The organism is Streptomyces sp. NBC_00028, assembly GCF_045041065.1.
Taxonomy (GTDB): Bacteria; Actinomycetota; Actinomycetes; order Streptomycetales; family Streptomycetaceae; genus Streptomyces.
In genome coordinates, this window is the sequence record NZ_CP108293.1 from 4,864,431 (window position 1) to 4,885,849 (window position 21,419).

At 71.4% G+C, this 21,419-nt stretch carries 22 protein-coding genes; 9 read left to right on the forward strand and 13 right to left on the reverse strand.

The window, feature by feature from the left end; all coding sequences use genetic code 11:
* Genes OG885_RS21830 through OG885_RS21840 form a run of 3 tightly spaced genes read left to right on the forward strand, consistent with a single transcriptional unit; the run spans position 1 to position 2,110 of the window.
* The gene (locus OG885_RS21830) at positions 1-693 is read left to right on the forward strand and encodes a glycosyltransferase family 2 protein (RefSeq protein WP_405734158.1); all 693 of its coding nucleotides are present in this window, start codon (positions 1-3) and stop codon (positions 691-693) included.
* Positions 690-1,379, forward strand: coding sequence for a DUF2064 domain-containing protein (locus OG885_RS21835; protein ID WP_405734160.1), 690 nt, complete (start codon positions 690-692; stop codon positions 1,377-1,379). Before OG885_RS21830 ends, OG885_RS21835 begins: the two co-directional genes overlap by 4 nt.
* A complete protein-coding gene (locus tag OG885_RS21840; RefSeq protein ID WP_405734162.1) occupies positions 1,376-2,110 on the forward strand; it encodes a class I SAM-dependent methyltransferase in 735 nt (244 codons plus the stop codon). The genes OG885_RS21835 and OG885_RS21840 overlap by 4 nt, the downstream gene beginning before the upstream one ends.
* A gap of 316 nt (positions 2,111-2,426) precedes the next feature.
* Here OG885_RS21840 and OG885_RS21845 read toward each other — a convergent pair whose 3' ends face one another.
* Positions 2,427-3,665 carry a molybdopterin-dependent oxidoreductase gene (locus tag OG885_RS21845; RefSeq protein WP_405734164.1) on the reverse strand — a complete coding sequence of 413 codons (1,239 nt, stop codon included), beginning with the start codon at positions 3,663-3,665 and terminating at the stop codon, positions 2,427-2,429.
* A gap of 114 nt (positions 3,666-3,779) precedes the next feature.
* Between OG885_RS21845 and OG885_RS21850 the strand changes: the two genes are divergently transcribed.
* On the forward strand, positions 3,780-5,102 hold the full coding sequence (locus OG885_RS21850; RefSeq protein WP_405734166.1) for a hypothetical protein: 1,323 nt from the start codon (positions 3,780-3,782) through the stop codon (positions 5,100-5,102).
* 12 nt (positions 5,103-5,114) lie between these two features.
* On the opposite strand, the gene OG885_RS21855 is transcribed toward OG885_RS21850, so the two are convergent.
* From OG885_RS21855 to OG885_RS21865, 3 genes are all read right to left on the reverse strand, one after another.
* On the reverse strand, positions 5,115-6,419 hold the full coding sequence (locus tag OG885_RS21855; RefSeq protein ID WP_405734168.1) for a DUF3500 domain-containing protein: 1,305 nt from the start codon (positions 6,417-6,419) through the stop codon (positions 5,115-5,117).
* 67 nt (positions 6,420-6,486) lie between these two features.
* Positions 6,487-6,681: a DUF397 domain-containing protein gene (locus OG885_RS21860; RefSeq protein ID WP_405734170.1), complete on the reverse strand. Its 195-nt coding sequence runs from the start codon at positions 6,679-6,681 to the stop codon at positions 6,487-6,489.
* Entirely contained in the window at positions 6,641-7,492 is an 852-nt protein-coding gene (locus OG885_RS21865) for a helix-turn-helix transcriptional regulator (protein WP_405734172.1), read from the reverse strand. The genes OG885_RS21860 and OG885_RS21865 overlap by 41 nt, the downstream gene beginning before the upstream one ends.
* 195 nt (positions 7,493-7,687) lie before the next feature.
* On the opposite strand from OG885_RS21865, the gene OG885_RS21870 reads away from it, so the two are divergent.
* From OG885_RS21870 to OG885_RS21880, 3 genes are all read left to right on the forward strand, one after another.
* Entirely contained in the window at positions 7,688-8,524 is an 837-nt protein-coding gene (locus OG885_RS21870) for a Hint domain-containing protein (RefSeq protein WP_405734174.1), read from the forward strand.
* A 192-nt stretch (positions 8,525-8,716) separates the two neighbouring features.
* Positions 8,717-9,259, forward strand: a complete 543-nt coding sequence (locus OG885_RS21875; protein ID WP_405734176.1) for a hypothetical protein — start codon at positions 8,717-8,719, stop codon at positions 9,257-9,259.
* Positions 9,260-9,421: 162 nt separating this feature from the next.
* Positions 9,422-11,359 carry a glycoside hydrolase family 97 catalytic domain-containing protein gene (locus OG885_RS21880; protein ID WP_405734178.1) on the forward strand — a complete coding sequence of 646 codons (1,938 nt, stop codon included), beginning with the start codon at positions 9,422-9,424 and terminating at the stop codon, positions 11,357-11,359.
* A gap of 75 nt (positions 11,360-11,434) precedes the next feature.
* Here OG885_RS21880 and OG885_RS21885 read toward each other — a convergent pair whose 3' ends face one another.
* Together OG885_RS21885 and OG885_RS21890 are read right to left on the reverse strand one after the other, a co-directional pair.
* Positions 11,435-12,196: an inositol monophosphatase family protein gene (locus OG885_RS21885; protein ID WP_405742808.1), complete on the reverse strand. Its 762-nt coding sequence runs from the start codon at positions 12,194-12,196 to the stop codon at positions 11,435-11,437.
* A 109-nt stretch (positions 12,197-12,305) separates the two neighbouring features.
* On the reverse strand, positions 12,306-12,971 hold the full coding sequence (locus OG885_RS21890) for a ScbR family autoregulator-binding transcription factor (RefSeq protein WP_405734180.1): 666 nt from the start codon (positions 12,969-12,971) through the stop codon (positions 12,306-12,308).
* Between the two features lie 128 nt (positions 12,972-13,099).
* On the opposite strand from OG885_RS21890, the gene OG885_RS21895 reads away from it, so the two are divergent.
* Positions 13,100-14,173: a ScbA/BarX family gamma-butyrolactone biosynthesis protein gene (locus tag OG885_RS21895; RefSeq protein WP_405734182.1), complete on the forward strand. Its 1,074-nt coding sequence runs from the start codon at positions 13,100-13,102 to the stop codon at positions 14,171-14,173.
* On the opposite strand, the gene OG885_RS21900 is transcribed toward OG885_RS21895, so the two are convergent.
* Positions 14,143-14,688 (reverse strand): TetR family transcriptional regulator, encoded by a 546-nt coding sequence (locus tag OG885_RS21900; RefSeq protein WP_405734184.1) that lies wholly within the window; start codon positions 14,686-14,688, stop codon positions 14,143-14,145. The genes OG885_RS21895 and OG885_RS21900 overlap by 31 nt on opposite strands.
* A gap of 91 nt (positions 14,689-14,779) precedes the next feature.
* Between OG885_RS21900 and OG885_RS21905 the strand changes: the two genes are divergently transcribed.
* Positions 14,780-15,907 carry an acyl-CoA dehydrogenase family protein gene (locus OG885_RS21905; RefSeq protein WP_405734186.1) on the forward strand — a complete coding sequence of 376 codons (1,128 nt, stop codon included), beginning with the start codon at positions 14,780-14,782 and terminating at the stop codon, positions 15,905-15,907.
* Here the strand turns inward: OG885_RS21905 and OG885_RS21910 are convergent.
* The 6 genes from OG885_RS21910 to OG885_RS21935 all read right to left on the reverse strand — a co-directional run bounded on the left by OG885_RS21910 (position 15,838) and on the right by OG885_RS21935 (position 21,400).
* The gene (locus OG885_RS21910) at positions 15,838-16,323 is read right to left on the reverse strand and encodes a MerR family transcriptional regulator (protein WP_405734188.1); all 486 of its coding nucleotides are present in this window, start codon (positions 16,321-16,323) and stop codon (positions 15,838-15,840) included. The two genes, OG885_RS21905 and OG885_RS21910, sit on opposite strands and share 70 nt — an antisense overlap.
* Before the next feature lie 32 nt (positions 16,324-16,355).
* The gene (locus tag OG885_RS21915; protein WP_405734190.1) at positions 16,356-16,559 is read right to left on the reverse strand and encodes an acyl-CoA carboxylase subunit epsilon; all 204 of its coding nucleotides are present in this window, start codon (positions 16,557-16,559) and stop codon (positions 16,356-16,358) included.
* Entirely contained in the window at positions 16,556-18,148 is a 1,593-nt protein-coding gene (locus OG885_RS21920) for an acyl-CoA carboxylase subunit beta (protein WP_405734192.1), read from the reverse strand. Before OG885_RS21920 ends, OG885_RS21915 begins: the two co-directional genes overlap by 4 nt.
* 146 nt (positions 18,149-18,294) lie before the next feature.
* Positions 18,295-19,725 carry an MFS transporter gene (locus tag OG885_RS21925; RefSeq protein WP_405734194.1) on the reverse strand — a complete coding sequence of 477 codons (1,431 nt, stop codon included), beginning with the start codon at positions 19,723-19,725 and terminating at the stop codon, positions 18,295-18,297.
* A 591-nt stretch (positions 19,726-20,316) separates the two neighbouring features.
* On the reverse strand, positions 20,317-20,547 hold the full coding sequence (locus tag OG885_RS21930; protein ID WP_405734196.1) for a 4-oxalocrotonate tautomerase family protein: 231 nt from the start codon (positions 20,545-20,547) through the stop codon (positions 20,317-20,319).
* Positions 20,548-20,611: 64 nt separating this feature from the next.
* Positions 20,612-21,400, reverse strand: coding sequence for an SDR family NAD(P)-dependent oxidoreductase (locus OG885_RS21935; RefSeq protein WP_405734198.1), 789 nt, complete (start codon positions 21,398-21,400; stop codon positions 20,612-20,614).
* Between the last annotated feature and the right edge of the window lie 19 nt (positions 21,401-21,419).

The following is a 21,419-nucleotide window of genomic DNA, read 5'->3' on the forward strand; positions in this document are numbered from 1 at the left end:
GTGACGACGACACCTTCCGACGTCGACGTGGTGCTCCCCTGCCTGAACGAGGCCGAGGCCCTGCCCTGGGTGCTGGGCCGGATTCCGGCGGGCTGGCGCGCCCTCGTCGTCGACAACGGTTCCACCGACGGCTCCGCCGACCTCGCCCGCACGCTCGGCGCGACCGTCGTGCACGAGCCGCGCCGCGGCTTCGGCGCCGCCTGCCACGCGGGGCTGACCGCCGCCACCGCCGAGGTGGTCTGCTTCTGCGACTGCGACGCCTCCCTGGACCCCGGGCTCCTGGCCCCCTTCGTCCGCGAAGTGCAGGACGGCCAGGCGGACCTGGTCCTCGGCCGACGCCGTCCGCAGGCCCGCGGCGCCTGGCCCGCGCACGCCCGCGCCGGCAACCTCGCCCTCGCCCGCATGCTGCGCCGCCGCACCGGACTGCGCCTGCACGACCTCGGCCCCCTGCGCGCCGCCCGCCGCGAGCCCCTGCTGGCCCTCGGCCTCACCGACCGGCGCAGCGGCTACCCCCTCCAGATGGTGGTCCGCGCGGCCGACGCGGGCTGGCGGATCACCGAGCACGACGTGCCGTACCTTCCCCGCACCGGCGCCTCGAAGGTGACCGGCACCTGGCGCGGGACCTGGCAGGCGGTACGGGACATGAGCCGCGTCCTGGCCGAGCCGCCGACCGCCGGGAGGGCCGTACGGTGACCACGCTCCTCGTCATCGCCAAGGAACCGGTGCCGGGCCGGGTGAAGACCCGGCTGACCCCGCCGTTCACCCCCGAGCAGGCGGCGGCCCTTGCGGAGGCGTCCCTCACGGACACCCTGCACACGGTCGCGGCGACCCCGGCCGACCGTAGGGTGCTGGTCCTCGCCGGGGAGCCCGGCCCCTGGCTGCCGCCCGGCTTCGACGTCGTACGACAGTGCGCGGGCGGCCTCGACGAACGCCTCGCGGACGCCTTCGCCCACTGCACGGGCCCGACGCTCCTCCTCGGCATGGACACTCCGCAGGTGACGCCGGAGCTGCTGACCGTGGACTTCGCGGACTGCGAGGCGTATTTCGGCCCGGCGGAGGACGGGGGTTTCTGGGCGCTGGGGTTGGCGGAGCCCGATCCGGGGCTGCTGCGGGGGGTGCCCATGTCGACTCCGACGACGGGCGCGGTGCAGAGGGGGAGGCTGATGGCGGCGGGGTTGCGGGTACGGGATCTGCCGCGGCTGCGGGACGTGGACACGGCGGAGGATGCGGAGGCGGTGGCGGAGCTGGTGCCGAGGGGCACATTCGCGGCACAACTGGCTAGCTTCTCGGCGGGCGGCGGGCGCAACGACCTAGGGGCGCGGGGAACCGCGCGACCAGCCCCCACCCACCCGCACCCGACCACGAACCCCATCCGATGACCGCCCTCGCCTGGGCCACAGCCGACCCCTACGCACAAGCCCTCCGCACCGGCCAAGGCCCCCTCTTCCTCCGCCGCACCGACGGCTGGCTCCTCCCCCTGGAAGTGGAACGCTGGTGCGCCCGAGCCGACGCGGTCGACCGCGCCGTACTGGACCACTGCGAGGGCACGGTCCTGGACGTCGGCTGCGGCCCGGGACGGCTGGTGGCCGAGCTGGCCGCCCGAGCCCTTCCCTCCCTGGGGATCGACGTCAGCGAGGCCGCCGTGGCCCACACCGTCCGCCTCGGCGGCCAGGCCCTGCGCCGCTCGGTCTTCGAGCCGCTCCCCGGCGAGGGCCGCTGGGGCACCGTCCTGCTGATGGACGGCAACGTGGGCATCGGCGGCGACCCCCACACCCTGCTGACCCGAGTGGCCCAACTTCTCAAACCGCACGGCCTGTTGATCGTCGAAACGGCCCCCGTGGACGTCGACGAACGCGTCCACGTCCACCTCACCGACGCCCGCACCACCACCGGCGCCCCCTTCCCCTGGGCCCGCCTCGGCACCCCGGCGTTGCTGCGGTACGCACACGGCTGGAAAAAGGAAGGTCAGTGGTCGGCCGGCGGACGCACCTTCGTCGCCCTGCGCACCCGCACCGCCAGCAGCAGCGCCGAACCGCCGAACAGAACGGCCGTGATCAGCAGCCAGCGCCCCAGGAAGCCGTCCGGCGACAGTCCCGTGCCGGACCGGTAGCGCCGGTCCACCATGCCGCTGATCAGCGGGAACCAGACGAGCAGCAGCAGCCCGGACAGGGCCGCCGGTACGCGTACGTACATCGTCCACTCCCGGCGACCGGCCGCGCCGAGCCCCCGCACGACCGCCCGGTCCGCGACCGCGTACAGCGGCAGCAGCACGAGGTCGTGCAGCAGTGCCGCCCCCACCAGCCACAGCGCCACGCCGAACCAGTCGTCGGCGAGCAGCCGCACGCCCGCGTAGGCGGCGAGCGCGAACGAGCAGGCGAGCAGGAGGAGTTGGAGGGGATTTCCGACAGCAATCCTCGGTCGGCGCATCACAGGTCTCCGAACGTCAGCCGGGCCACCCACTTGGTGTTCAGCACACCTGGTGCGGCGGGCACGATGACGCGTGCCGGGTGGCCGTGGTCGGGGGACAGTTCCTCGCCGTTGACGTACAGGGCGAGGAGGGAGCGCGGGTCGGCGACCTGGTTGGCACGCAGGGCCGCGCGGCGGAACGCGCCGTGGCGTTGCAGCGACTCCACGAACACGTCCGGCACGTCATCGGCCTCATACCCGACCAGCGCCGCGAGGTCGCGCAGCCGTACCCCGCGCCACCACTGGTCCGAGGTCGACCAGCCCTCCACGCAGGCGATGGGCAACGCGGAGCTGTGCAGAGGGAGTTGGAGCAGATCAGCGCGGCTCAGCCGGACCGTGCCGGAGCGGCCGGTGACGACAAGGCGCCAGGCCTCCGCGCTGGTCTCGGCCGCGTCGATCCCGGCGTACGCGGCGGTCTTGTTGATCTGGAAGCCGTTCGGGCCGCTACCGGGGTCGGGACCGCCGTGCGGGGCGAGGAGGGCGGTGCGGCGCAGCGGGCCGTCGACGGTCTGCCCGACGGTCGTGGCGAACAGCAGCAGCGAGCCGCCCCCGACGAACCACAGCGCACCCCGCCGGGAGACGGTCGGGGCGGCGGGGCGCGGGGTCACCAGGTCGCTGTCCGGCTGCTCCCGCAGGTGCCGCAAGGCCCGTACCGCCGTGGGGAGTTTGAGGAGCGCGTGGGCGATGAAGGCGGCGAAGAAGACCCAGGCGCCGTAGAAGTGCAGGGGATAGAAGGAGCCGGGGAAGACGTAGTCGAGCTGGACGTTGAGGACGCCCGTCACGAACTCGAACAGGCCGCCGCCGACCAGGAGGAGCAGCGAGATCCGCTCCGCCGCGTGGGCGAGCGAGCGGGCCGGCGGCAGGGTGAACAGCCTGGGGACGACGGACCAGAGCTTGGCGAGCAGCACGGGGATGAGAGTGATCCCGAGCGTCACGTGTACGCCCTGGTTCAGCCGGTACAGCCAGTGCGGGTCGGTCGGCCAGGCGAAGAGATAGAAGCCGAGGAGGCCCTTGTCCGGGGTCTTGTCGTTCACCGGGGACAGGTCGGGGTTGTAGGCGGCGTACGAGACCAGTCCCGTCACGAACAGCACGGTGATGCCGACGAGCAGGACGAGACCCAGCACCGAGGTGAACCAGGGGCCGCGCAGGGGGCTGCGCCAGAAACCGGGGGTGGAAGGAAGCCGCGGATCGTCTCGCATGGGGCGACCGTAGGCCCGGACCACCCCAAGAAAGGGTGCGCGACCCATGACGAAACGCTGACGTCCGGCCTGCCAGACGACTCAGGGGCCGCCACCCGGCCTAGCGTTCCCGGCGTGACCCGTTCCCTCCGCCGTGACCTGTACGCCGCCGGGGCCGCGGCCCTGCTGGTGACCGCAGCCGTCCTGGTAGGCCGCCCCCGCACCCGCACCCTGCTGGTGAACTGGCCCCCGCTGCTGGCCTCCTGGGACCCGCACGTCGGCCCCGGCACCCCGGCCGCCGTCCTCCTCGCGGTCGCGACCGTCGCCTACGGTCCCGCCCTCGCCATCCGCCTCCCCTGGCGGACCCTGCTCCCGCTCGCCTGGGCCACGTCGCTCGCATGGATCCTCTCCCTCGCCCTGATCGACGGCTGGCACCGGGGCATCGCCCGCCGTCTGACCACCCGCTACGAATACCTCCAGGTCATCGACCGCTTCGACGACATCCCGGCCACCCTGCGCACCTTCACCGACCACATCCTTCTCACCTCCCCCGACCACTGGCCCGCCCACATCGCGGGCCATCCGCCCGCCGCCACCCTCACCTTCGTCCTCCTCGACCGGCTCGGGCTGCGGGGCGGCGGCTGGGCCGGGATGTGGTGCATCGTGGTCGGCGCGACGGCCTGCGTGGCGGTACTCGTCACCGTCCGCGCCCTGGCCGACGAGACGCTCGCCCGCCGCGCGGCCCCCTTCCTGGTCCTGGCCCCGGCGGCGGTGTGGATGGGCACGTCGGCGGACGCGTACTTCGCGGCGGTGGCGGCCTGGGCGGTGGCGCTGCTGGCGCTGGCGGTCACACGGGGGTCTTTGTGGTGCGCGGGTGCGTCCGGCCTCCTCCTCGGCCTGACCTGCTATCTCTCCTACGGCCTCACACTCGTCGCCCTGATCGCGGCGACGGTCCTCGCCCTCGCCCGCCCCGGCATCCGGGCCCGCCCCGCCCTGCTGATCCCCCTGCTCGCCGGACTGGCCGTCGTCCCGGCGCTGTTCACGCTCGCCGGGTTCGACTGGTGGGAGGCGTACCGCCTGCTCGTCACCCGCTACCGCCAGGGCGCGGGCGGCATCCGCCCCTACGGCTACTGGGTGTGGGCCAACCTGGCCTGCACGGTCCTGATCACCGGCCTGGCGACGGCGGCGGCACTGCGCAGGACCGGTGCGGTGCTGGTACGACGGGAGGGCGGCACCCACTCCGGAACGCGTCTCGCGCTCCTGGTGACCGCCGCCCTCAGCGCCTTGCTCATCGCCGATCTGTCGGGCATGAGCAAGGCGGAGACGGAACGCATCTGGCTGCCGTTCGCGGTGTGGCTGCTCCCGGCGTGCGCGTTCCTGACCCGGCCGCGTGCGTGGCTGCTCGCGCAGGCGGTACTGGCCTTGCTGCTCAACCACCTGCTACGCACCGGATGGTGACTGCTCGCCGGTTCAGTGGTCGGTCTCCAGGTGGAGCTTGAGGAGGTCCACTCCGTAGTCGTTGCCGTTGGGGGTGCGGATGATGGTGTGGATGTGCTGCTGGGTGGGGGTGCCGTTGGGGCCGCCCGAGCTGGTGTCGCCGTCCTCGTGGTAGGCGAGCGGGGACTCGGCGTCGTACTCGATCAGGACGACCGGGGAGTGCACGCGGTAGTAGAACGCCGAGTCGTCCTCGGACTCGCCGATCCAGTAGAAGTACGTGTCGTCGAGGTGCTTCTCGATGTCCCGCAGCCAGACCCGGGAGTGCCCCTCGTCGATGGTGCCGGTGTACACCTCGACGAGATCGAGGAGCAGCTTCTGCTGCCTGCGGTTCAGCTCCGAGGCCTTGAGGCCCTTGTACGGCAGGACCGCGTTGTCGTTGCCCGCGCCGACGGTGAGGTTGGTGCCGGTCTTCGTCTCGGTGCCGGGGGCGGCGGTGGCGAGCTGGGTGGCGTCCAGCGAGCGCAGCAGCTTCAGACCGGCGGCGGTCTCCTCGCGGAACAGGTGGTAGTCGACACCGTCGTACGTGATCTTCGTGGGCTCGGAGCCGCGGAAGGTCGGCGTCGCGACGACCTGATCGCCCAGGACGAAGTAGTTGACGACCAGGTGATGGCCCTCGAACTGGAAGCCCCAGGGGTCGGTCGCCGACGGGGTGCCCATGATCGTGAACCAGTAGGCGTCGTAGTTCAGCGCCTTGGTGGTGTCGCCGCTGGACTCGCCGAGGTAGTGGTTGAGCTTGCGGATCTGAGTGGCGTTCTCCAGTCCGCGGGCGGACAGCGCCGCCTTCAGCAGCTTGATCGCGAGCTTGTACTGCTTCTCGGTCATGTCACGCAGGGCGAGACCGTCGCGGTCGTTGGAGTCGACGTTCGTCCAGTCGAGCCACTGGTCGGCGTCGATGTCGAAGAGAGTGGCCGACTTCTGGTCGTCGGTGAGGGAGTTGACGAAAGCTGCGCCCGCGCGCACCACCGGCGTGGTCGAGACGCCGGTGCGGTGGATCGCGTACAGGTCGTCGATGACCGTGCCGTCGGTGGTGACGCCGACGAAGTCGTCGTAGGCGATGGTCTGCCCGAAGCCACCGCCTGCCGGCGGCCCGGACGGGGTGGCGCTCGCGGTGGCGTCAGCCGTGGAGGTCGTCTCGGCGCCGGCCTGGGTGGCGGCGTAGCCGCCCATGACGGCGACGGCGGAGACGCCGCCGGCGAGGAGGGCCTTGTTCATGAACCAGCGGCGCGAGCGGTGCTGTGCGGGGGTGCGGGGCTTGTGTCCGTGCGATGAGTTGACCATGGCGGTGACGATTACGTTGACACTTAAAGCCAACGTGGCAGGGACCTGTGGATCGCCTGGGAGTGGCCTACCTCAGCGAGTTCACGAACGCGGTGAAAGTGGCGGGGGCGACGCGGAGATGGCCTCGGGCCGGGTCCTTGGAGTCGCGGATGGCGATGTGGGTGGTGGGGGTGGGGGCGGCAATTTCGAGGCAGTCACCGCTGGTGCCGCTGTACGACGACTTACGCCACGGTGCTCCGGTCAGGTCCTGGTTGGTGCCCATAGCGTTCCTCCATGACGCGGCCGATCAGTTCCGCCGAGTCCTCCGGGGAGAGGGCGCAGGCTTGCAAGCGAGCGTAACTGACCGAACGCTCCCTGATCACTTGCGGGTTGGCCGTCATATACCCCTGGTTGTAGCCGTCGGCGTAGAAGAGGTCCGGGTCGCGGTCGAAGCGCAGCAGGTTGAATGAGCCCATCATCCCGGGGTGTTGACCGACCGCGAACGGCAGCACCTGGATCTGGACCCACGGGTTCTTCGCGAAGTGCAACAGGTAGTCCAGTTGCTCCCGCATGACCTCGGAGCCACCGACCTGCTGATGCAGCACCGTCTCCGACAGCACCACCCACAACGGGGGCGGCACTTCCCGCCTCAGAATGCGTTGCCGCTCAAGCCTCGCCGCCACCTGTTCATCCACCTCGTCCGGGTGCCCAACACTCAGCAGAACCCGGGCGTACTCCTCCGTCTGCAACAGCCCGTACACCACCTGACACTGAAACGTGGAGATGTACGTGGCCTTCGCCTCCATCGCCGCATACGGCTGGAACCAGCTCGGCAGTTGGCTCTGCAGAACGAGCCCCACCAACCCCGAGAAGAACCCCTCCGTCCCCAGCGCCGCATCCACCCGTTCGCTGAACTCCCGCGTCGGCACCTTCTGCGCGCACTCGATCTGGCCGACCAGCGACCCCGTGCAGAAGATGATCGACCCCAGCTCGCTCAAGGTCAGCCCCGCGCTCTCGCGGCGGCGGCGCAGCTCGTAGCCGTAGTAGTCCAGCGGGGACGCGCTGGGATCCAGGTCTCGGCGGACGTTCGCCATGGGCGGTCACCCCTCGCACACTCGACTCATAGCCGAGAGTAACCGTCCGACTCCCCTCTGGTTACGGGAATCACCTAACCCGTCACGCCTCCCCCTGGAGCGAAGCGGCGTTCGCTCATCGAATGTGTGACCTGCGAGGGCCTTGGTCGTTTGATGCGATGGAAGACTTTTCATTTTGGGGGGGCTGGCGGAAATATGCCCATGCCGGTGAACTGTGTTCATCCAGACACCTTGATCCTTTGTGCCGATCTGACCTGGCGGCGGGCCGCTGACCTGCAAGTCGGCGACGAGATCGTGTCCTTCGACCAAGAGACCGTGAGAGTGGGCAACGCGAACGGCGGACGGCGGTATCGCCGCGGCTTGGTCACCCACAACGAGCCGGGCGTCAAGGACTCATACCGCATCACCACCACCGAGGGCGCTGTCACAGCCTCGGCTGACCACCCCTGGCTGGTGCGTCTGCCCTACGTGACCCGCGGTTCTCGACTCGCTTGGGTAACCAGCAAGAATCTCGATCCGCTCCGACATCGCAATGTCAGCCTCGGCCGCCCATGGGAGCCCGAGAACACCCGCGTTGCCGGATGGCTGGCAGGGGTGCTGGACGCCGATGGCCACGCCTTCGCAGGAGGCCGCCACGGCTCATGGGTCGGCTTCGGGCAGGTTGACGGAGCGGTCCTGGACCTCTTCCTGGCGGAGTGCGACCGCCGCGGATGGCCGACCAAGGTGATTCGCCGCGACTACATCAAGCGCAGAGCAAAACCTCTCGCGGCGAACCCCAAGGCCTTCACCGACGTCCGGGTCAACGGTGGGATGTGGGCCTCCTGTCGGCTGCTCGGCACCCTGCGCCCCGAGCGACTGCTGCCAATTGCCGCGCGGATGTGGGAAGGCTCAGTCGTCGGCAAGACGACGGGCGACACAGCCGCTCTTCACGTGGAGCACGCGGGTCCCCAGCCCATTGCTTCGCTGGCCACGGACACGCACACCTACATCGCCGACGGACTCCTCTGCCATGACACGCACGTCGTCCCGTGATCCCGCGGTGAAACCTCGCGTACCTCCCGTGAAGAATCGGATCACCGGCTACTTTGGCAACTCCCGCTGCTCATCACCCAGTTACGATCAAGCTCGCTGCATGACGACGCGCGCAGGGCGGTCACGCCCGAGGTACTCCCCCACACCTCCTGTGCAGCGAGTGAACCGCACATGCACCAAGAAAGGCTCACCATGCGCAAGCTGAAGCGCGCCACGTCCGCCGCGGTTGTCGTCGCCGCGCTCGCGGGCACCACGGCGATCACGGCCGCCACTCCGGCCGCGGCCGCCGACTACAAGTGCACCACCAGCAAGAAGTCGGTCGACGACCCGTCGTACTCGGGTCCGTGGGCCGACAACTGGGACTTCACCGTCAAGGTGTGCGCCAAGCGGTCCGGCTCCACGGTCTACAGCTACGCCAAGATCAGCTGGGACGGCCCGGCGTACGGCCAGGTCGACGACTCCACGATCTTCGACTCGGCCTACTTCAAGGTCCAGATCAAGAAGTCGCAGTCCGGCACGGACCCGGTGAAGAAGTCGAAGAACTTCTACGGCATCGAGGCCAAGCTGGAGAACAGCGACTCCAACGGCAACTACAACAACTCGTACACCACGGGCACGATCAGCTACCAGATCGGCTCCAGCAAGGGTCTGGGCGACGGGGAGCTGCACCTCGACTGGGACAGCGACGGCGGCGGCGACCAGAAGCACCTGTTCAGCGCCTCGCCGGTGGTCTGACCCGGCCGCCTGAACCTTCCGGGACCCGGTCCGTCGCTGCAGAGACGGACCGGGTTTCCGTCGTCCGCAATCTTGACCCCCGCCTCTCCCGGCCCGTACGTTCGCGTCTCGGAAAACGGTTACTACCCAAATTCTGCTCCGCGAAGGAGAGGTTCCTCCACGATGAGAGCTTCAGGAGAGCCGGGGTCGCCGTCCCGCCGGGGAGTACTCAAGGGCGCGGCGGTCACGGCCGGGACGGCGATGGCGGGGCTGGGCGGCACCGCACACGCGGCGGGCCCCCGCGACTGCTCCACCACGGCCCGCATGGGCGGCACCGCCATCACCCTGTCCGTGGTCGACGGGGCACTGCGCTGGTCCGCGACCCGCGACGGCAGGACGGTCGTCGACACCTCGGCGCTGGGCCTGACCCTGGCCGACGGCACGGTGCTCGGCAACGATGTCACCCTGCTCGACGACGGCCGCGGCACGGTCGTGCACCGCACCTGGTCCCCCGTCTACGGCCGCAACGCCACCGTCACCGACCACTACCAGGAGCGGCGCTTGCGGCTGCGGGACGCGGCGACGGGCATCCCCTTCGGCGTCCAGATCCGCGCGTACAAGTCGGGCGTGGCCCTGCGGTACGTGCTGTTCGGAACCGGAACGGCCGTCATAGCCGACGAGTTGACGACGTTCGCCTTCCCGGCGGGCACCACCGTCTACAGCGCCCGCGACGAGGACGCGTACGTCCCCGTGCCCCCCGGCTCCATCCCGGTCACCGGCACCTCGACCACCGACAACGGCCCCCTCACCGACCTCCCCCTGACCGCGACGCTCTCCGAAGGCCTCATCGCCTGCGTCTGCGAGTCGGCGCGCCTCACCTACCCCCGGCTGATGCTGAGTTCGGTTCCCGATGCGCCGAACACGGTCTCCGCCTTCCTCATGGAGCACACGGCCCGCGGCACCGGCGAGGTCGAGACGGCCTCCACGGTCCCCACCCCCTTCGCCACACCCTGGCGGGCGGTCGTGATCGGCGCCACGCACGCCGAACTCGTCGACAACGCCGAGCTGATCCTCAACCTGGCCCCGCCGAACGTCCTCCCCGACACCTCCTGGATCAGGCCCGGCAAGGTCTTCCGCTGCGAACTCACCACCGCCGCAGGGCTCGCGGGCGTCGACTTCGCGGTGGCCCGGGGCATCGACCACATCGAGTACGACGCCGGCTGGTACGGCCCCGAGTTCACCACGGTCGACGCGACGACCCCGATCGCCGCGATCGACATGCCCTCGGTGATCTCGTACGCCACGAGCCACGGCATCGGCGTCTTCCTCTACGTCAACCGCCTGGCCCTGACCGACGCGGACGCGCTCTTCGCCCTCTACAAGGGCTGGGGCGTCACGGGCATCAAGCTCGGCTTCATCAACGACGGCACCCAGTCGATGACCGACCGGATCACCGCGTGGGCCCGTACGGCCGCCGAGCACGAACTGCTGATCGACATGCACGACGACGTCCGCCCGTCCGGCCTGGAACGGACGTACCCCAACTACCTGAGCCTGGAGGGCGTGCGCGGCAACGAACAGTTCCCGACCGCCACCCACAACGTGACACTGCCCTTCGCCCGCAACATCGGCGGCCCGCTCGACTACACCATCTGCTACGGCCAGTCCCGCAACAAGACGACCAACGCCCACCAGATGGCGATGGCGGCGGTGTACTACCAGCCCCTCAACTTCCTTTTCTGGTACGACAAGCCGTCGAAGTACGCGACCCCCGCGAACTGGCCGGGCCTGCCGTGGTTCCACGCGATTCCGACCACGTGGGACGAGAGCAGGGCGCTGGCCGGGCAGATCGGCGAGTACGTGGCGGTGGCCCGCCGCAGCGGCACCACCTGGTACCTGGGCGCGATGACGAACGAGACGGCGAGGACGCTGTCGCTTCCGCTGACGTTCCTGGCGCCGGACACGACCTACACGGCGACGGTCTACGCGGACGGCACGCCGGGTACCAGCCCGTTCCGTACGCCGGTCGTGGTGAGCACCCTGTCTGTCACTTCGGCGAACACGCTGGTGGCGGCTCTGGCCGAGGCGGGCGGACAGGCCGTCATTCTGACGCCCAACTGACGATCCTCGTAGCTCCGGTGGGTTGCGGGGCTCGGGGCGGGCTGGCGGGCGCACAGCGCATGCTTGGGGCGGCTCTCAGGGCGTCGCGCTCGCATGTCTGCGCCACACCTCCACCGCCTCCTCCGCCGCTCCCGGCGCCGCCAGCAGCAACGGTTCGCCGTAGGAGGGGAGTTCGGGCAGTGCGACGGCGCCTGCCTCGCGTGCGATCAGGAGGGACGGAAGTCCGTCGACGTGATGGAACGAGCCGATCCCGGCCGCCGTCGCCCTGCCCGCCGCCACCTGCGCGAGGGAAAGGGCCGTGGAGCCCATCACGCGGACCGTGCAGTGGCGGTCGGCAAGGTCGGCCAGCAGCGCGTCCATGCCGGGCCAGTGGGCGTGGGCCGCCCACTCGGTGAGGAAGACATGGCCGGTGAGGGTGGTGTGGCCGGCCGCGTGGACCGGGGCGCCGTTGAGGCGGGCGCCCCGTCCTCTGATCGCCGTGAACGTCTCGCGCCGCCACGGGTCCGCCACCACGCCCAGCAGCGGGGTGCCGTCGGGGGCGGCCAGGCCGAGGGAGAGCGAGCACCAGCCGATGCCGTGGGCGTAGTTGGTCGTGCCGTCGACCGGGTCGATCACCCAGTGCGGGGCGTCGGGGGCGCCCTCGGTCACGCCGTACTCCTCGCCCACGATCCCGTGCTCCGGGAAGGCCGCGGCGAGCGCCTGGCGCAGGTGTGCCTCCACGGCCTCGTCGGTGTCGGTGACGATGTCGGCGGGGCCCTCCTTCTCCCGTATGGCGTCGGGGCGGGGGCGGCGGATCACCTCGGCCGCCCAGGCCGCCAGTTCCGTCGCCACGGCCATCGCCCGGTCCAGGTCCACCGCCCGGTCCGGCTCCGGGTCACGCCACTCCCACACGGGCCCTCACCTCGTCTTCCCTCGCCGCCCCGCGCTTTCCCTCACCGTCCCCCGGTCAGGTCCTCGCCGCCACCGGGACCACCGCCCTGAGGATCTCTTGCACCCGCTCGGCAATGTCCGCACGGTCGTTGAGGACCCAGGAGATGTGCTGGGCGCCGAAGAAGGCGGAGACCAGGACGCGGGCGGTGGCCTCGGGCGAGGTGCCGGCGGGGAGCTGGCCCGCCTGCTGGGCCTGGCGGAGCCAGACGGTGAGGGACTCGGTGTAGCCGAGGTAGGGCATGGGCATCTCGGCGCCGATCAGGGAGCGCTCGATCTGGAGGCGGGCGCCGGCCTGGACCATCGTCTCGTCGCGGAAGGCGCGCGCGGTGCGTTCCAGCAGCTCGGTCACCGCCTGGAGCGGGGAGAGCTCGGCCTCCTCCACTTCCTGCCCGATGACGCCGAGGCGGTGGTAGAACTCCTCGGCGCAGGCCTGGGCGAGGGCCTCCTTGTTGGCGTAGTGGAAGTAGACCGCGCCCTTGGTCACCCCGGCGAGTGCGGCCACGTCCTGCACGGTCACCGCGGGGAAGCCCTGGGTGGCGAAGGCCTCCGCCGCCGCGTCGAGCACCTGCCCGCGGGTGCGCACGGCCCGCTCCTGCTTGAGGCCCGTGTCCCGGTGCCGGGGGGCGGTGTCCCGGGCGGGCCGGGACCTGGCTGCGCTGCGTTCCACGGCCATGCTGTCCATCCTCTGGCGTTCCTTGAAATATACCTTCGGGAATGTATTGTAAGTGGCGGCTCGACCGGCGCCAGTCCTGTGCGGATGTTGTGCCGGTGTTGCTGTCTGCGTGAATACATTCACTGGGGGTTCAGACCATGCATCAGCCTGTCGTCACACCTGTCTCCACGCCCATACGCGCCACGGCCGGCTCGACCGCGGTACGAGCGGAAGTCAACGCTCCGCAGCTCCGCTGGATGCAGCCGGTCCCGCGCCACATGGTGCACCGCGCCGCCATCGCCGAGGTCTTCCTCACCGACGCCGTCCGCACCGGCGAGCACTCCTTCCTGGTCGCCGCCCAGTGGCCGCGCGACCACGCGCTCTACTCGCCGGGCAGCGACGGCACCAGCGACCCGCTGCTCTTCATGGAGACGATCCGCCAGGCCCTGGTCTACCTCGCGCACGCCTACTACGAGGTGCCGCTCACCCATCGCTTCATCGGCTTCGGCTCGGAGTTCGAGATCACCGACCCGGCCGCCCTGCGCATCGGCGGCGAACCGGCCCCGGTGGTCCTGGAGGCGCGGTGGGTGTGGGTCGGCAACCGTCCGCCGCACCGATTCGGCATGCGGCTCGAAGTCGTCCTCACGGTCGGCGGCCGGACCTGCGGGCGCGGCGCGCTGCATGTCGTCGCCGTGGACGACAAGCGGTACGCGATGCTGCGCGGCCGGGGCGCCAAGCCGCGCGGCGTCGCCGTGACCGGCCCGGCCCCGCGCAAGCTGGAGCGGGTGCACCCGGCCGCGGTCGGCCGGCTGCGCGCCAAGGACAGCGTGCTGGTGCGCGAACGCACCGACGGCCCCTGGCAGTTGCTGGTCGACGTCGAGCACCCGATCTTCTTCGACCACCCCAGCGACCATGTCCCGCTCATGGTCACCCTGGAGGGCTTCCGCCAGCTCGGCCATCTGCTGCTGCACCCCGGCGACATGGCGCGGGGCGCCGGGCACACCCTGCTCGGCATGGAGGCGGACTGCCTGGCCTTCGGCGAACTCGACGCCCCCATCGACCTGGTGGTCCGTGAGCGCGCGCCGGACACCGGCTCCGGGCGGACCCGGGTCACCCTGGACGCCGTACAGAACGGCACCGCGCTCGCCACCTGCCGCACCCTGTGGGGCACCCAGGCGGCGGACGGTGCCGCTCACCTGGATCACCGGGTGCCCGTTTCCTCTACGGCCTGAGAGCCGTCCACCGCGTCCCACAGCCCCCGCACCCGCTCGGCCAGTCCACGCCGTTCCGGATCGGGGGCCGTGTAGTACGCGCCCACCAGGATCACCACGGCGAGATCGGCCAGCGACTCCGCGGACAGCGCCCGCAAGTCGGCCGGGAGCCGCGGTGGTTCGGGCGCCGACTGGGCCTCGTCCATCACCAGGCGCAGCGCCGCGTTGAACCGTACGTCCGACTCCACGCGCTCCGCGAGGGCGCAGCACAGGGCGCGCAACTGCTCGTTCGCCGGGAGGCCCGCGTCCTTGTGCCGGGCGAGGAGTTCGTCGACGACCTGGTCGAGGTGCTCGGTGAGCGCCCGCGCCAGCTGCTCCTTGGAGGCGAAGTGGGCGTACAGGGCGCCCTTGGTCAGCCCCGTGCGGGCCGCCACATGCTGGAGGTTGGCGCGCGGATACCCGTGCCGGACAAACTCGGCCGCGGCGGCGTCGAGCACCAGTTCATGGGTGCGCAGTGAGCGCGCCTGTTTCGCCATCGCGAGTCCCTTCGGACGGGTGCGTCAAACAATACCTTCTTGAACGCACTTTTTTTACCTGATCCTGACAGAGATGACTAGGAGCAGTCACATGCCCCCCACCTCCGCCACCGCCACAGTCGCCGAACACGCCCAAGACGCCGACCACGAGGGCCGGTTGGCACCCGAGGTCGTCGCCGCGCTCACCTCCACCGGGCTGGCCCGGCACTTCGTGCCCCGCCGATGGGGCGGCACGGAAGGGACGTTCACCGCGCTGCTCCACGAGGTCGCCGCGCTGGGCGAGGCCTGCACGTCGGCCTCCTGGGTGGCCCTGCTGTGGGCCGCGCACGGCCGGTTCGCCGCGCTGCTGCCCGAGGAGGGCCGCCGGGAGCTGTGGGGCGCCTCCCCCGACGTACGGATATCGGCGGCCCTGATGCCGCCGTCCGGGCACGCCGAACCGACCGCCGGCGGCTCGCGGTTGACCGGCACGTGGGGCTGCGTCAGCGGCGTCGACAGCGCGGAGTGGGTGCTGGTGGCCGCGCCCGCGGCGGACGGCGAGGCACGGGTGTTCGCCGTGCCGGCCGCCGCCGTCGACGTCCTGGACACCTGGGACGCCACGGGGCTGCGCGGCACCGGCAGCCACACCGTGGTCGTACGGGACGCCTTTGTCCCGCATCATCTCTCCTTTCCGATGGCCGAGTTGATGCGCGGCGGCAACGAGCCCGGCCTGTCCCGCTGCCATTCGGCCCCCGCCCAGCTGGCGGGCGGGCTGATGTTCTGCGCGCCCGCGCTGGGCGCGGCCCGCCGGGCGCTGGCGGTGTGGTCCGCGTGGGCGGCGGCGAAGGCCCCCGGCGGCGGGCGCCCCCACCACGACAGCGCGGCGGTGCGCGAGACGCTCGCGGTGACCTCGGCCCACATCGACGCGGCCGGTCTGCTGCTGGAGCGGGCCGCGCGCCGCGCCGACACCGAGCCCGTCACCCCGGCCCTGGTCACCGGCAACCAGCGGGACGCGGCCGTGGCCGCCGGCCTCCTCGCCGACGCCGTGGACCGCCTCTTCCGCACCGGCGGCGCCCACATCCGCGACGCGTCCGGCGAACTCACCCGCCTGTGGCGGGACGTCCACACGGTCGCCTCACACGGTGTGCTCCGCCTGGAGCCGGTGGCGGCGGCCTACGCCTCCACCGCGCTGGGCGCGGACACGCCGGCGGCCCGCACGAGCACCGCCTCCCGCTCCGCGTAGAACCCGATCTTCCAGTCGAGGTACCGGAGCGTGGCGGCGTACTCCGCCGCCCGTGGCCGCAGCAACTCCCGGTGCCGCTCCAGCAGTTCCCGGCGGGCGGCGATGGTCGGGTCGCCCGCCCGGTACAGCTCGACGTAGTGGTTCATGTCGGCCGGTGACATCCCGGTGCTGCGCAGATGGTTGAGGAACTCCAGCCAGCGCAGATGGATCGGGCTGTAGGCGCGCACCCCGTACGGGTCCTCCTCGGCGCCCTCGATGAGCCCCTGCCGCTCGTACCAGCCGAGGGTGTCGGCGTCGAGGCCGCTGATCCGGACGACCTCCTCCAGGGAGTAGGTCTCGGCGTGGGTGGTGACGTAGGCGGTGGGGCGCTTGCGGTCGTAGGCCGCGTACTCGGTCGTGGTGTCGCGCACGGACATGGTGATCCTTCTCTGGGGAGGGTCGGACGGCTTCAGTGGCGCCAGGACGCGGCGGTGCGGTGCGTGGTCAGGGCGGGGCGGTGCCAGGTGGGTGCGGCGGACCGGGCGAGCACGGGCTCCTGAGCGGCGGGCGCCCGCCGGGCCAGTTCCAGCAGTACGGCGGTGGCGGCGGCGAGTTCCTCGGGCGACGGGTCGCCGCGCACCACCCTGAACAAGGGCCCCTCGGTGCCGCTCATACCGGCTGGTTCCCGTGTTTGCGGGAGGGCAGGTCGGCGTGCTTGGCCCGCAGCATGGCGAGCGAGCGCACCAGCACGGATCGGGTGTCGCGAGGATCGATGACGTCGTCCACCAGCCCCCGCTCGGCGGCGTAATAGGGGTGCATGAGCTCGGACTTGTACTCCTTGACACGCCGCTCGCGCACCGCCTCCGGATCGTCCGCGGCGGCGATCTCCCGCCGGAAGACGACATTGGCGGCGCCCTCGGCCCCCATCACGGCGATCTCGTTGGTGGGCCAGGCGAGGGCGAGGTCGGCGCCGATGGACCGGGAGTCCATGACGATGTAGGCGCCGCCGTACGCCTTGCGCAGCACCAGCGAGATACGCGGGACGGTGGCGTTGCAGTACGCGTACAGCAGCTTGGCCCCGTGCCGGATGATCCCGGCGTGCTCCTGCCCGACGCCCGGCAGGAACCCGGGTACGTCCACGAGCGTGACCAGCGGGATGTTGAAGGCGTCGCAGAACTGCACGAACCGCGCGCCCTTTTCCGAGGCGGCGATGTCCAACACCCCGGCGGTGGCGGCGGGTTGGTTGGCGACGACGCCGACGACATGGCCGTCGAGCCGGGCGAGCGCGCACACCAGGTTGGCGGCCCAGGTGGGCTGCACCTCGAAGAAGTCGCCGTCGTCGACGACCTCCTCGATGACCCGGTGGATGTCGTACGCCTGGTTCGGCTCGGCCGGCACCAGGTCGAGCAGGGCCTCGCAGCGCCGCTCGGGGTCGTCCGACGGCGCCTCGTAGGGCGGGAGTTCGCGGTTGTTGGCCGGCAGCAGGGACAGCAGATGCCGTACGTCCTGAAGACAGCTCGCCTCGTCGTCGTAGGCCGCGGCGGCGACACCGGAGACATCGGCGTGCACGTCGGCACCGCCGAGGCCGTTCTGGCTGACCTTCTCGCCGGTGACGGCCTGGACGACGTCGGGGCCGGTGATGAACATCTGGGAGATGCCGCGGACCATGAAGACGAAGTCGGTGAGGGCCGGCGAGTAGGCGGCGCCGCCGGCGCAGGGCCCGAGCATCACGCTGATCTGCGGCAGGACGCCGGAGGCGGCGACGTTGCGGGTGAAGATCCCGCCGTATCCGGCGAGAGCGCTGACGCCCTCCTGGATCCGGGCGCCGGCCCCGTCGTTGAGGCTGACCAGCGGCGCCCCGGCGGCCAGCGCGAGGTCCATCACCTTGTGGATCTTCGTGGCGTGGGCCTCGCCGAGGGCGCCGCCGAAGATACGGAAGTCATGGGCGTAGACGAAGACGGTCCGGCCGTCCACGGTGCCCCAGCCGGTGACGACACCGTCGGTGTAGGGCCGCCGGGCCTCCAGGCCGAACCCGGTGGCGCGGTGCCGCCGCAACGCCTCGATCTCGGTGAACGACCCCGGGTCCAGGAGCAGTTCGATGCGCTCACGAGCGGTGAGCTTGCCCCGCGCGTGCTGCTGGTCGCTCGCGCCGGGGGCGGGGCCCTCGTGCGCGAGCTCGCGTATGAGCTGGAGTTCGGCGAGGCGGGTGCGGGTGGTGTCCGGTGGGGGCTGGGGAAGGGTGCGTTCTTCCATCACGGTCATGGGTCCATCCTGCCCTCTTTAAATTCCTTCGTGAAGGTATTTTATCTTCTGTTTAAGAAAACGGGACGGAGGAAACGCCAGTTCCCCACACCCCAAGGGGCGCGGGGAACTGCGCGACCAGCCACAACGAGCCGGCAGCCAAAGTCTTACTCGCCACCCTTCTTGCTGCCCCGAGGCAGCAGCACCGCCGTCCCCACGGCCGTGCCCAGCAGCATCACCACACACGCCACGAAGCTCGTGTCGAAGCCCCGCTGGAAGTGCCCCGTGTCCGCGATCAGCGCGCCGAAGGCCGCCACCGCGATGCAACTGCCCACCTGGCGGAAGGTGTTGAGCACCGCCGCCGCCGTACCCGCCCGGTCGCCGTCGATGTTCTCCAGGATGGCCGCCGTGAGGGAGGGCACCGCGAGTCCGCCGCCCAGGCCGATCGGGACGAGGAGCAGCACGGGGATCCAGTACGACGTGGAGGAGGTGACCGTCAGCATCAGCAGCGAGCCCGCCGTCATCACCAGCTGGCCGATCGTCATCGGCACCCAAGCACCCTTGCGGGCCGCGAGCTTGACGCCCGCCATGTTGACGACGGAGATCAGCGCGCACATCGGGATGAACATCGCGCCGGTGCTGACCGGGGAGGCGCCGCGCACCTGCTGGAAGTACATGCCGAGCAGGAAGATCGCGCCGTAGAAGACCGCGTTGATGGTGAAGCCGGCCGCGAGGCAGACGAGGACCGTGCGGTTCTTGAAGATGCTCAGCGGCACCATCGGCTGCTCGCGCCGCGACTGCGTCGCCACGAACACCGCGATCGCCACGGCGGCCAGCGCCAGCGTGCCCAGCACGTCCACGCTCCCCCAGCCCGCACGGCCGCCCTCGATCACGGCGTACGTCAGACCGGCCAGGGACGCCACCACCGACAGCTGCCCGACCAGGTCGACCGGGGCCGCCCGGCGCGGCGAGGGGGCGATACGGGTCAGCAGGGCGAGCCCGAGGGCGCCGACCGGGAGGTTCAGGTAGAACACCGCGCGCCAGCTCAGCCCACTGGTGAGCATGCCGCCGATGACCGGCCCGACCGCCACGGCCACCGAACCGGCCGCCGTCCAGATCGCGATGGCCCGCGCCCGCTTGCCGGGGTCGGTGTAGGTCTGCCGGATCAGCGCGAGCGAGGCCGGCACCATGAGCGCCGCCGCACCGCCCTGCACCATCCGGGCGCCGATCAGCGTGCCCAGGTTGGGGGCGACACCGCAGGCCAGGGAGGCGACGGTGAAGGAGGCCAGACCCCAGGCGTAGGCGCGGCTGGCACCGATCCGGTCCGAGAAGGTACCGGCCGACAGCATGAACGCCGCGAACATCAGGGTGTAGCCGTCGACGATCCACTGCAGGTCGGCCATGGTTCCGCCGAGGCTGTGGGAGATGGCCGGGAGGGCCACGTTGACGACCGAGCCGTCGAGGGAGATGACGAAGAAGGCGAGCAGGGCCGCCGCGAGGACGGTGGTGGGGGAACTGGACCGGGGGGCGGCAGGCGGCGCACCGGCCGATGCGGCAGCACGCCGCTCGGTCCGCGCGGGCCGGGTCAGGATGGCCATGGGATCTCTCCTTGGAGGAAGGGGTGGGGGGAGGCGAGGGCGGGAGCTAGTGGGGGCGGCCACCGACGAGGGTCGGGGGCCGGTCAGATGTCGACCGGCGAGGGGCGGGGGCGGGTCGGGCGTTCACCCGCGAGGGTGTGGGGTTTGCGGGGCCGGTCAGGCGCTGACGGGCGAGTGGCAGGGGGCCGGGGGCCGGACAGGCGCTGACGGGCGAGTGGCAGGGGGCCGGGGGCCGGACAGGCAGCCACCGGCGCGAACCGGAAGACCGTCAGCCGCCCACCGGCTGGGGGCCAGGGGCCAGACAGGCACCCACCGGCGGGGGCCGGGGGCCGGACAGGCAGCCACCGGCGCGAACCGGAAGACCGTCAGGCATCCACCGGCTGGGGGCCGGGGGCCAGACAGGCACCCACCGGCGACCCTGCGGGGGCCGCCAGGCATCCACCGGCGGGAACCGGAAGACCGTCAGCCGCCCACCGGCTGGGGGCCAGGGGCCAGACAGGCACCCACCGGCGACCCTGCGGGGGCCGCCAGGCATCCACCGGCGGGAACCGGAAGGCCGTCAGGCATCCACCAGCGCAAACGGGAACGTCGTCAGGCGTCCACCGGTGCGGTGCGGCGGCGGCTCAGGTCGGCGAACTCCGGGTTCGTGCCGAGCACTCCGCCCTCGCCCCAGCGGTTCTGCGGGATCTCCTGGATGAAGACGGTGATCTTGTCGAGGGGCGCCCCGATCACCCGGTGCACGGTCGCGGTGAGCTCCTCGATCAGCTCCTGGCACTTCTCGTCGGTCTGGTTCGGCCAGGTGGTCATGGAGAGGATGGGCATGACGAAGCTCCTTGTGGCGCGGGTGGGTTGAGGGTCGAGCTGAAGGAGAGGGCGGCGCGGCGGGCTACAGGCCGGCCGAGGCTCCGCCGTCGAGGGTGAGGGCGGCGCCGGTGAGGTGCCGGGCGGCGGGCGAGAGGAGGAAGGCCGCGAGGCGGGCCACGTCCTCCGGGTCGGCCAGTCTGCCGAGCGGGGTCTGGGCGGCGACCTGGGCGGTGACCTGGTCGGCGGTGGCGCCGGTGCGGTCGCCGATCGCCTTGGCGATCTCGTCCCACAGGGGGGTGCGGACGGCACCGGGGTCGAGGACGTTGACCCGGACGCCCTGGCGCCCGAGGTCCTTGGAGACGGCCTTGGCGAAGGCCGCGACGGCGGCGTTGACCGCGCTGTTCACCGGGAAGAGCGGGTCGGGGTCCTTGCGGAAGACACCGCTGACCAGGACGACCGAGCCACCGTCGCCCTCGGCCAGCGGACCGGCGAGCGCCCGGGTGAGCCGTACGGCCCCCATCAGCTTGCCGTTGAACGTGGCCTGCCACATCGCGTCGTCGGCTTCGGCGAGCGGGGCGAGGGGGCCGTCGCCGGCGGTGTGCACGAGGCCGTCCACCCGGCCGAGCTCGGCGACCAGGACGGCGACGGTGGCGTCGACCGAGGCGGTGGAGTTGATGTCGGTCTCGTACGTCACGAGCCGCCCCGCACCGCCCGTGCGGGCGTCGATCTCCTGCCGGGTCCGTTCCAGACGGGCCGCGTCCCGGCCGAGCAGGACGACGGTGGCGTCCGACCGGGCCAGTTCCTCGACCACGGCCGAGCCCATGCCGCCGGTGGCGCCGCTGACGACGATGACGGGCGTGGTGCTGTTCACGGGGACCTCGGTTTCCGGG

Bases quoted from the DNA above. Each gene is read 5' to 3' on its own strand.
- OG885_RS21840 (WP_405734162.1), top strand. From the start codon at position 1,376: ATGACCGCCCTCGCCTGGGCCACAGCCGACCCCTACGCACAAGCCCTC.
- OG885_RS21845 (WP_405734164.1), bottom strand. From the start codon at position 3,665: ATGCGAGACGATCCGCGGCTTCCTTCCACCCCCGGTTTCTGGCGCAGC.
- OG885_RS21855 (WP_405734168.1), bottom strand. From the start codon at position 6,419: ATGGTCAACTCATCGCACGGACACAAGCCCCGCACCCCCGCACAGCAC.
- OG885_RS21860 (WP_405734170.1), bottom strand. From the start codon at position 6,681: ATGGGCACCAACCAGGACCTGACCGGAGCACCGTGGCGTAAGTCGTCG.
- OG885_RS21865 (WP_405734172.1), bottom strand. From the start codon at position 7,492: ATGGCGAACGTCCGCCGAGACCTGGATCCCAGCGCGTCCCCGCTGGAC.
- OG885_RS21870 (WP_405734174.1), top strand. From the start codon at position 7,688: ATGCCCATGCCGGTGAACTGTGTTCATCCAGACACCTTGATCCTTTGT.
- OG885_RS21875 (WP_405734176.1), top strand. From the start codon at position 8,717: ATGCGCAAGCTGAAGCGCGCCACGTCCGCCGCGGTTGTCGTCGCCGCG.
- OG885_RS21880 (WP_405734178.1), top strand. From the start codon at position 9,422: ATGAGAGCTTCAGGAGAGCCGGGGTCGCCGTCCCGCCGGGGAGTACTC.
- OG885_RS21885 (WP_405742808.1), bottom strand. From the start codon at position 12,196: ATGGCCGTGGCGACGGAACTGGCGGCCTGGGCGGCCGAGGTGATCCGC.
- OG885_RS21890 (WP_405734180.1), bottom strand. From the start codon at position 12,971: ATGGACAGCATGGCCGTGGAACGCAGCGCAGCCAGGTCCCGGCCCGCC.
- OG885_RS21895 (WP_405734182.1), top strand. From the start codon at position 13,100: ATGCATCAGCCTGTCGTCACACCTGTCTCCACGCCCATACGCGCCACG.
- OG885_RS21900 (WP_405734184.1), bottom strand. From the start codon at position 14,688: ATGGCGAAACAGGCGCGCTCACTGCGCACCCATGAACTGGTGCTCGAC.
- OG885_RS21905 (WP_405734186.1), top strand. From the start codon at position 14,780: ATGCCCCCCACCTCCGCCACCGCCACAGTCGCCGAACACGCCCAAGAC.
- OG885_RS21910 (WP_405734188.1), bottom strand. From the start codon at position 16,323: ATGTCCGTGCGCGACACCACGACCGAGTACGCGGCCTACGACCGCAAG.
- OG885_RS21915 (WP_405734190.1), bottom strand. From the start codon at position 16,559: ATGAGCGGCACCGAGGGGCCCTTGTTCAGGGTGGTGCGCGGCGACCCG.
- OG885_RS21920 (WP_405734192.1), bottom strand. From the start codon at position 18,148: ATGACCGTGATGGAAGAACGCACCCTTCCCCAGCCCCCACCGGACACC.
- OG885_RS21925 (WP_405734194.1), bottom strand. From the start codon at position 19,725: ATGGCCATCCTGACCCGGCCCGCGCGGACCGAGCGGCGTGCTGCCGCA.
- OG885_RS21930 (WP_405734196.1), bottom strand. From the start codon at position 20,547: ATGCCCATCCTCTCCATGACCACCTGGCCGAACCAGACCGACGAGAAG.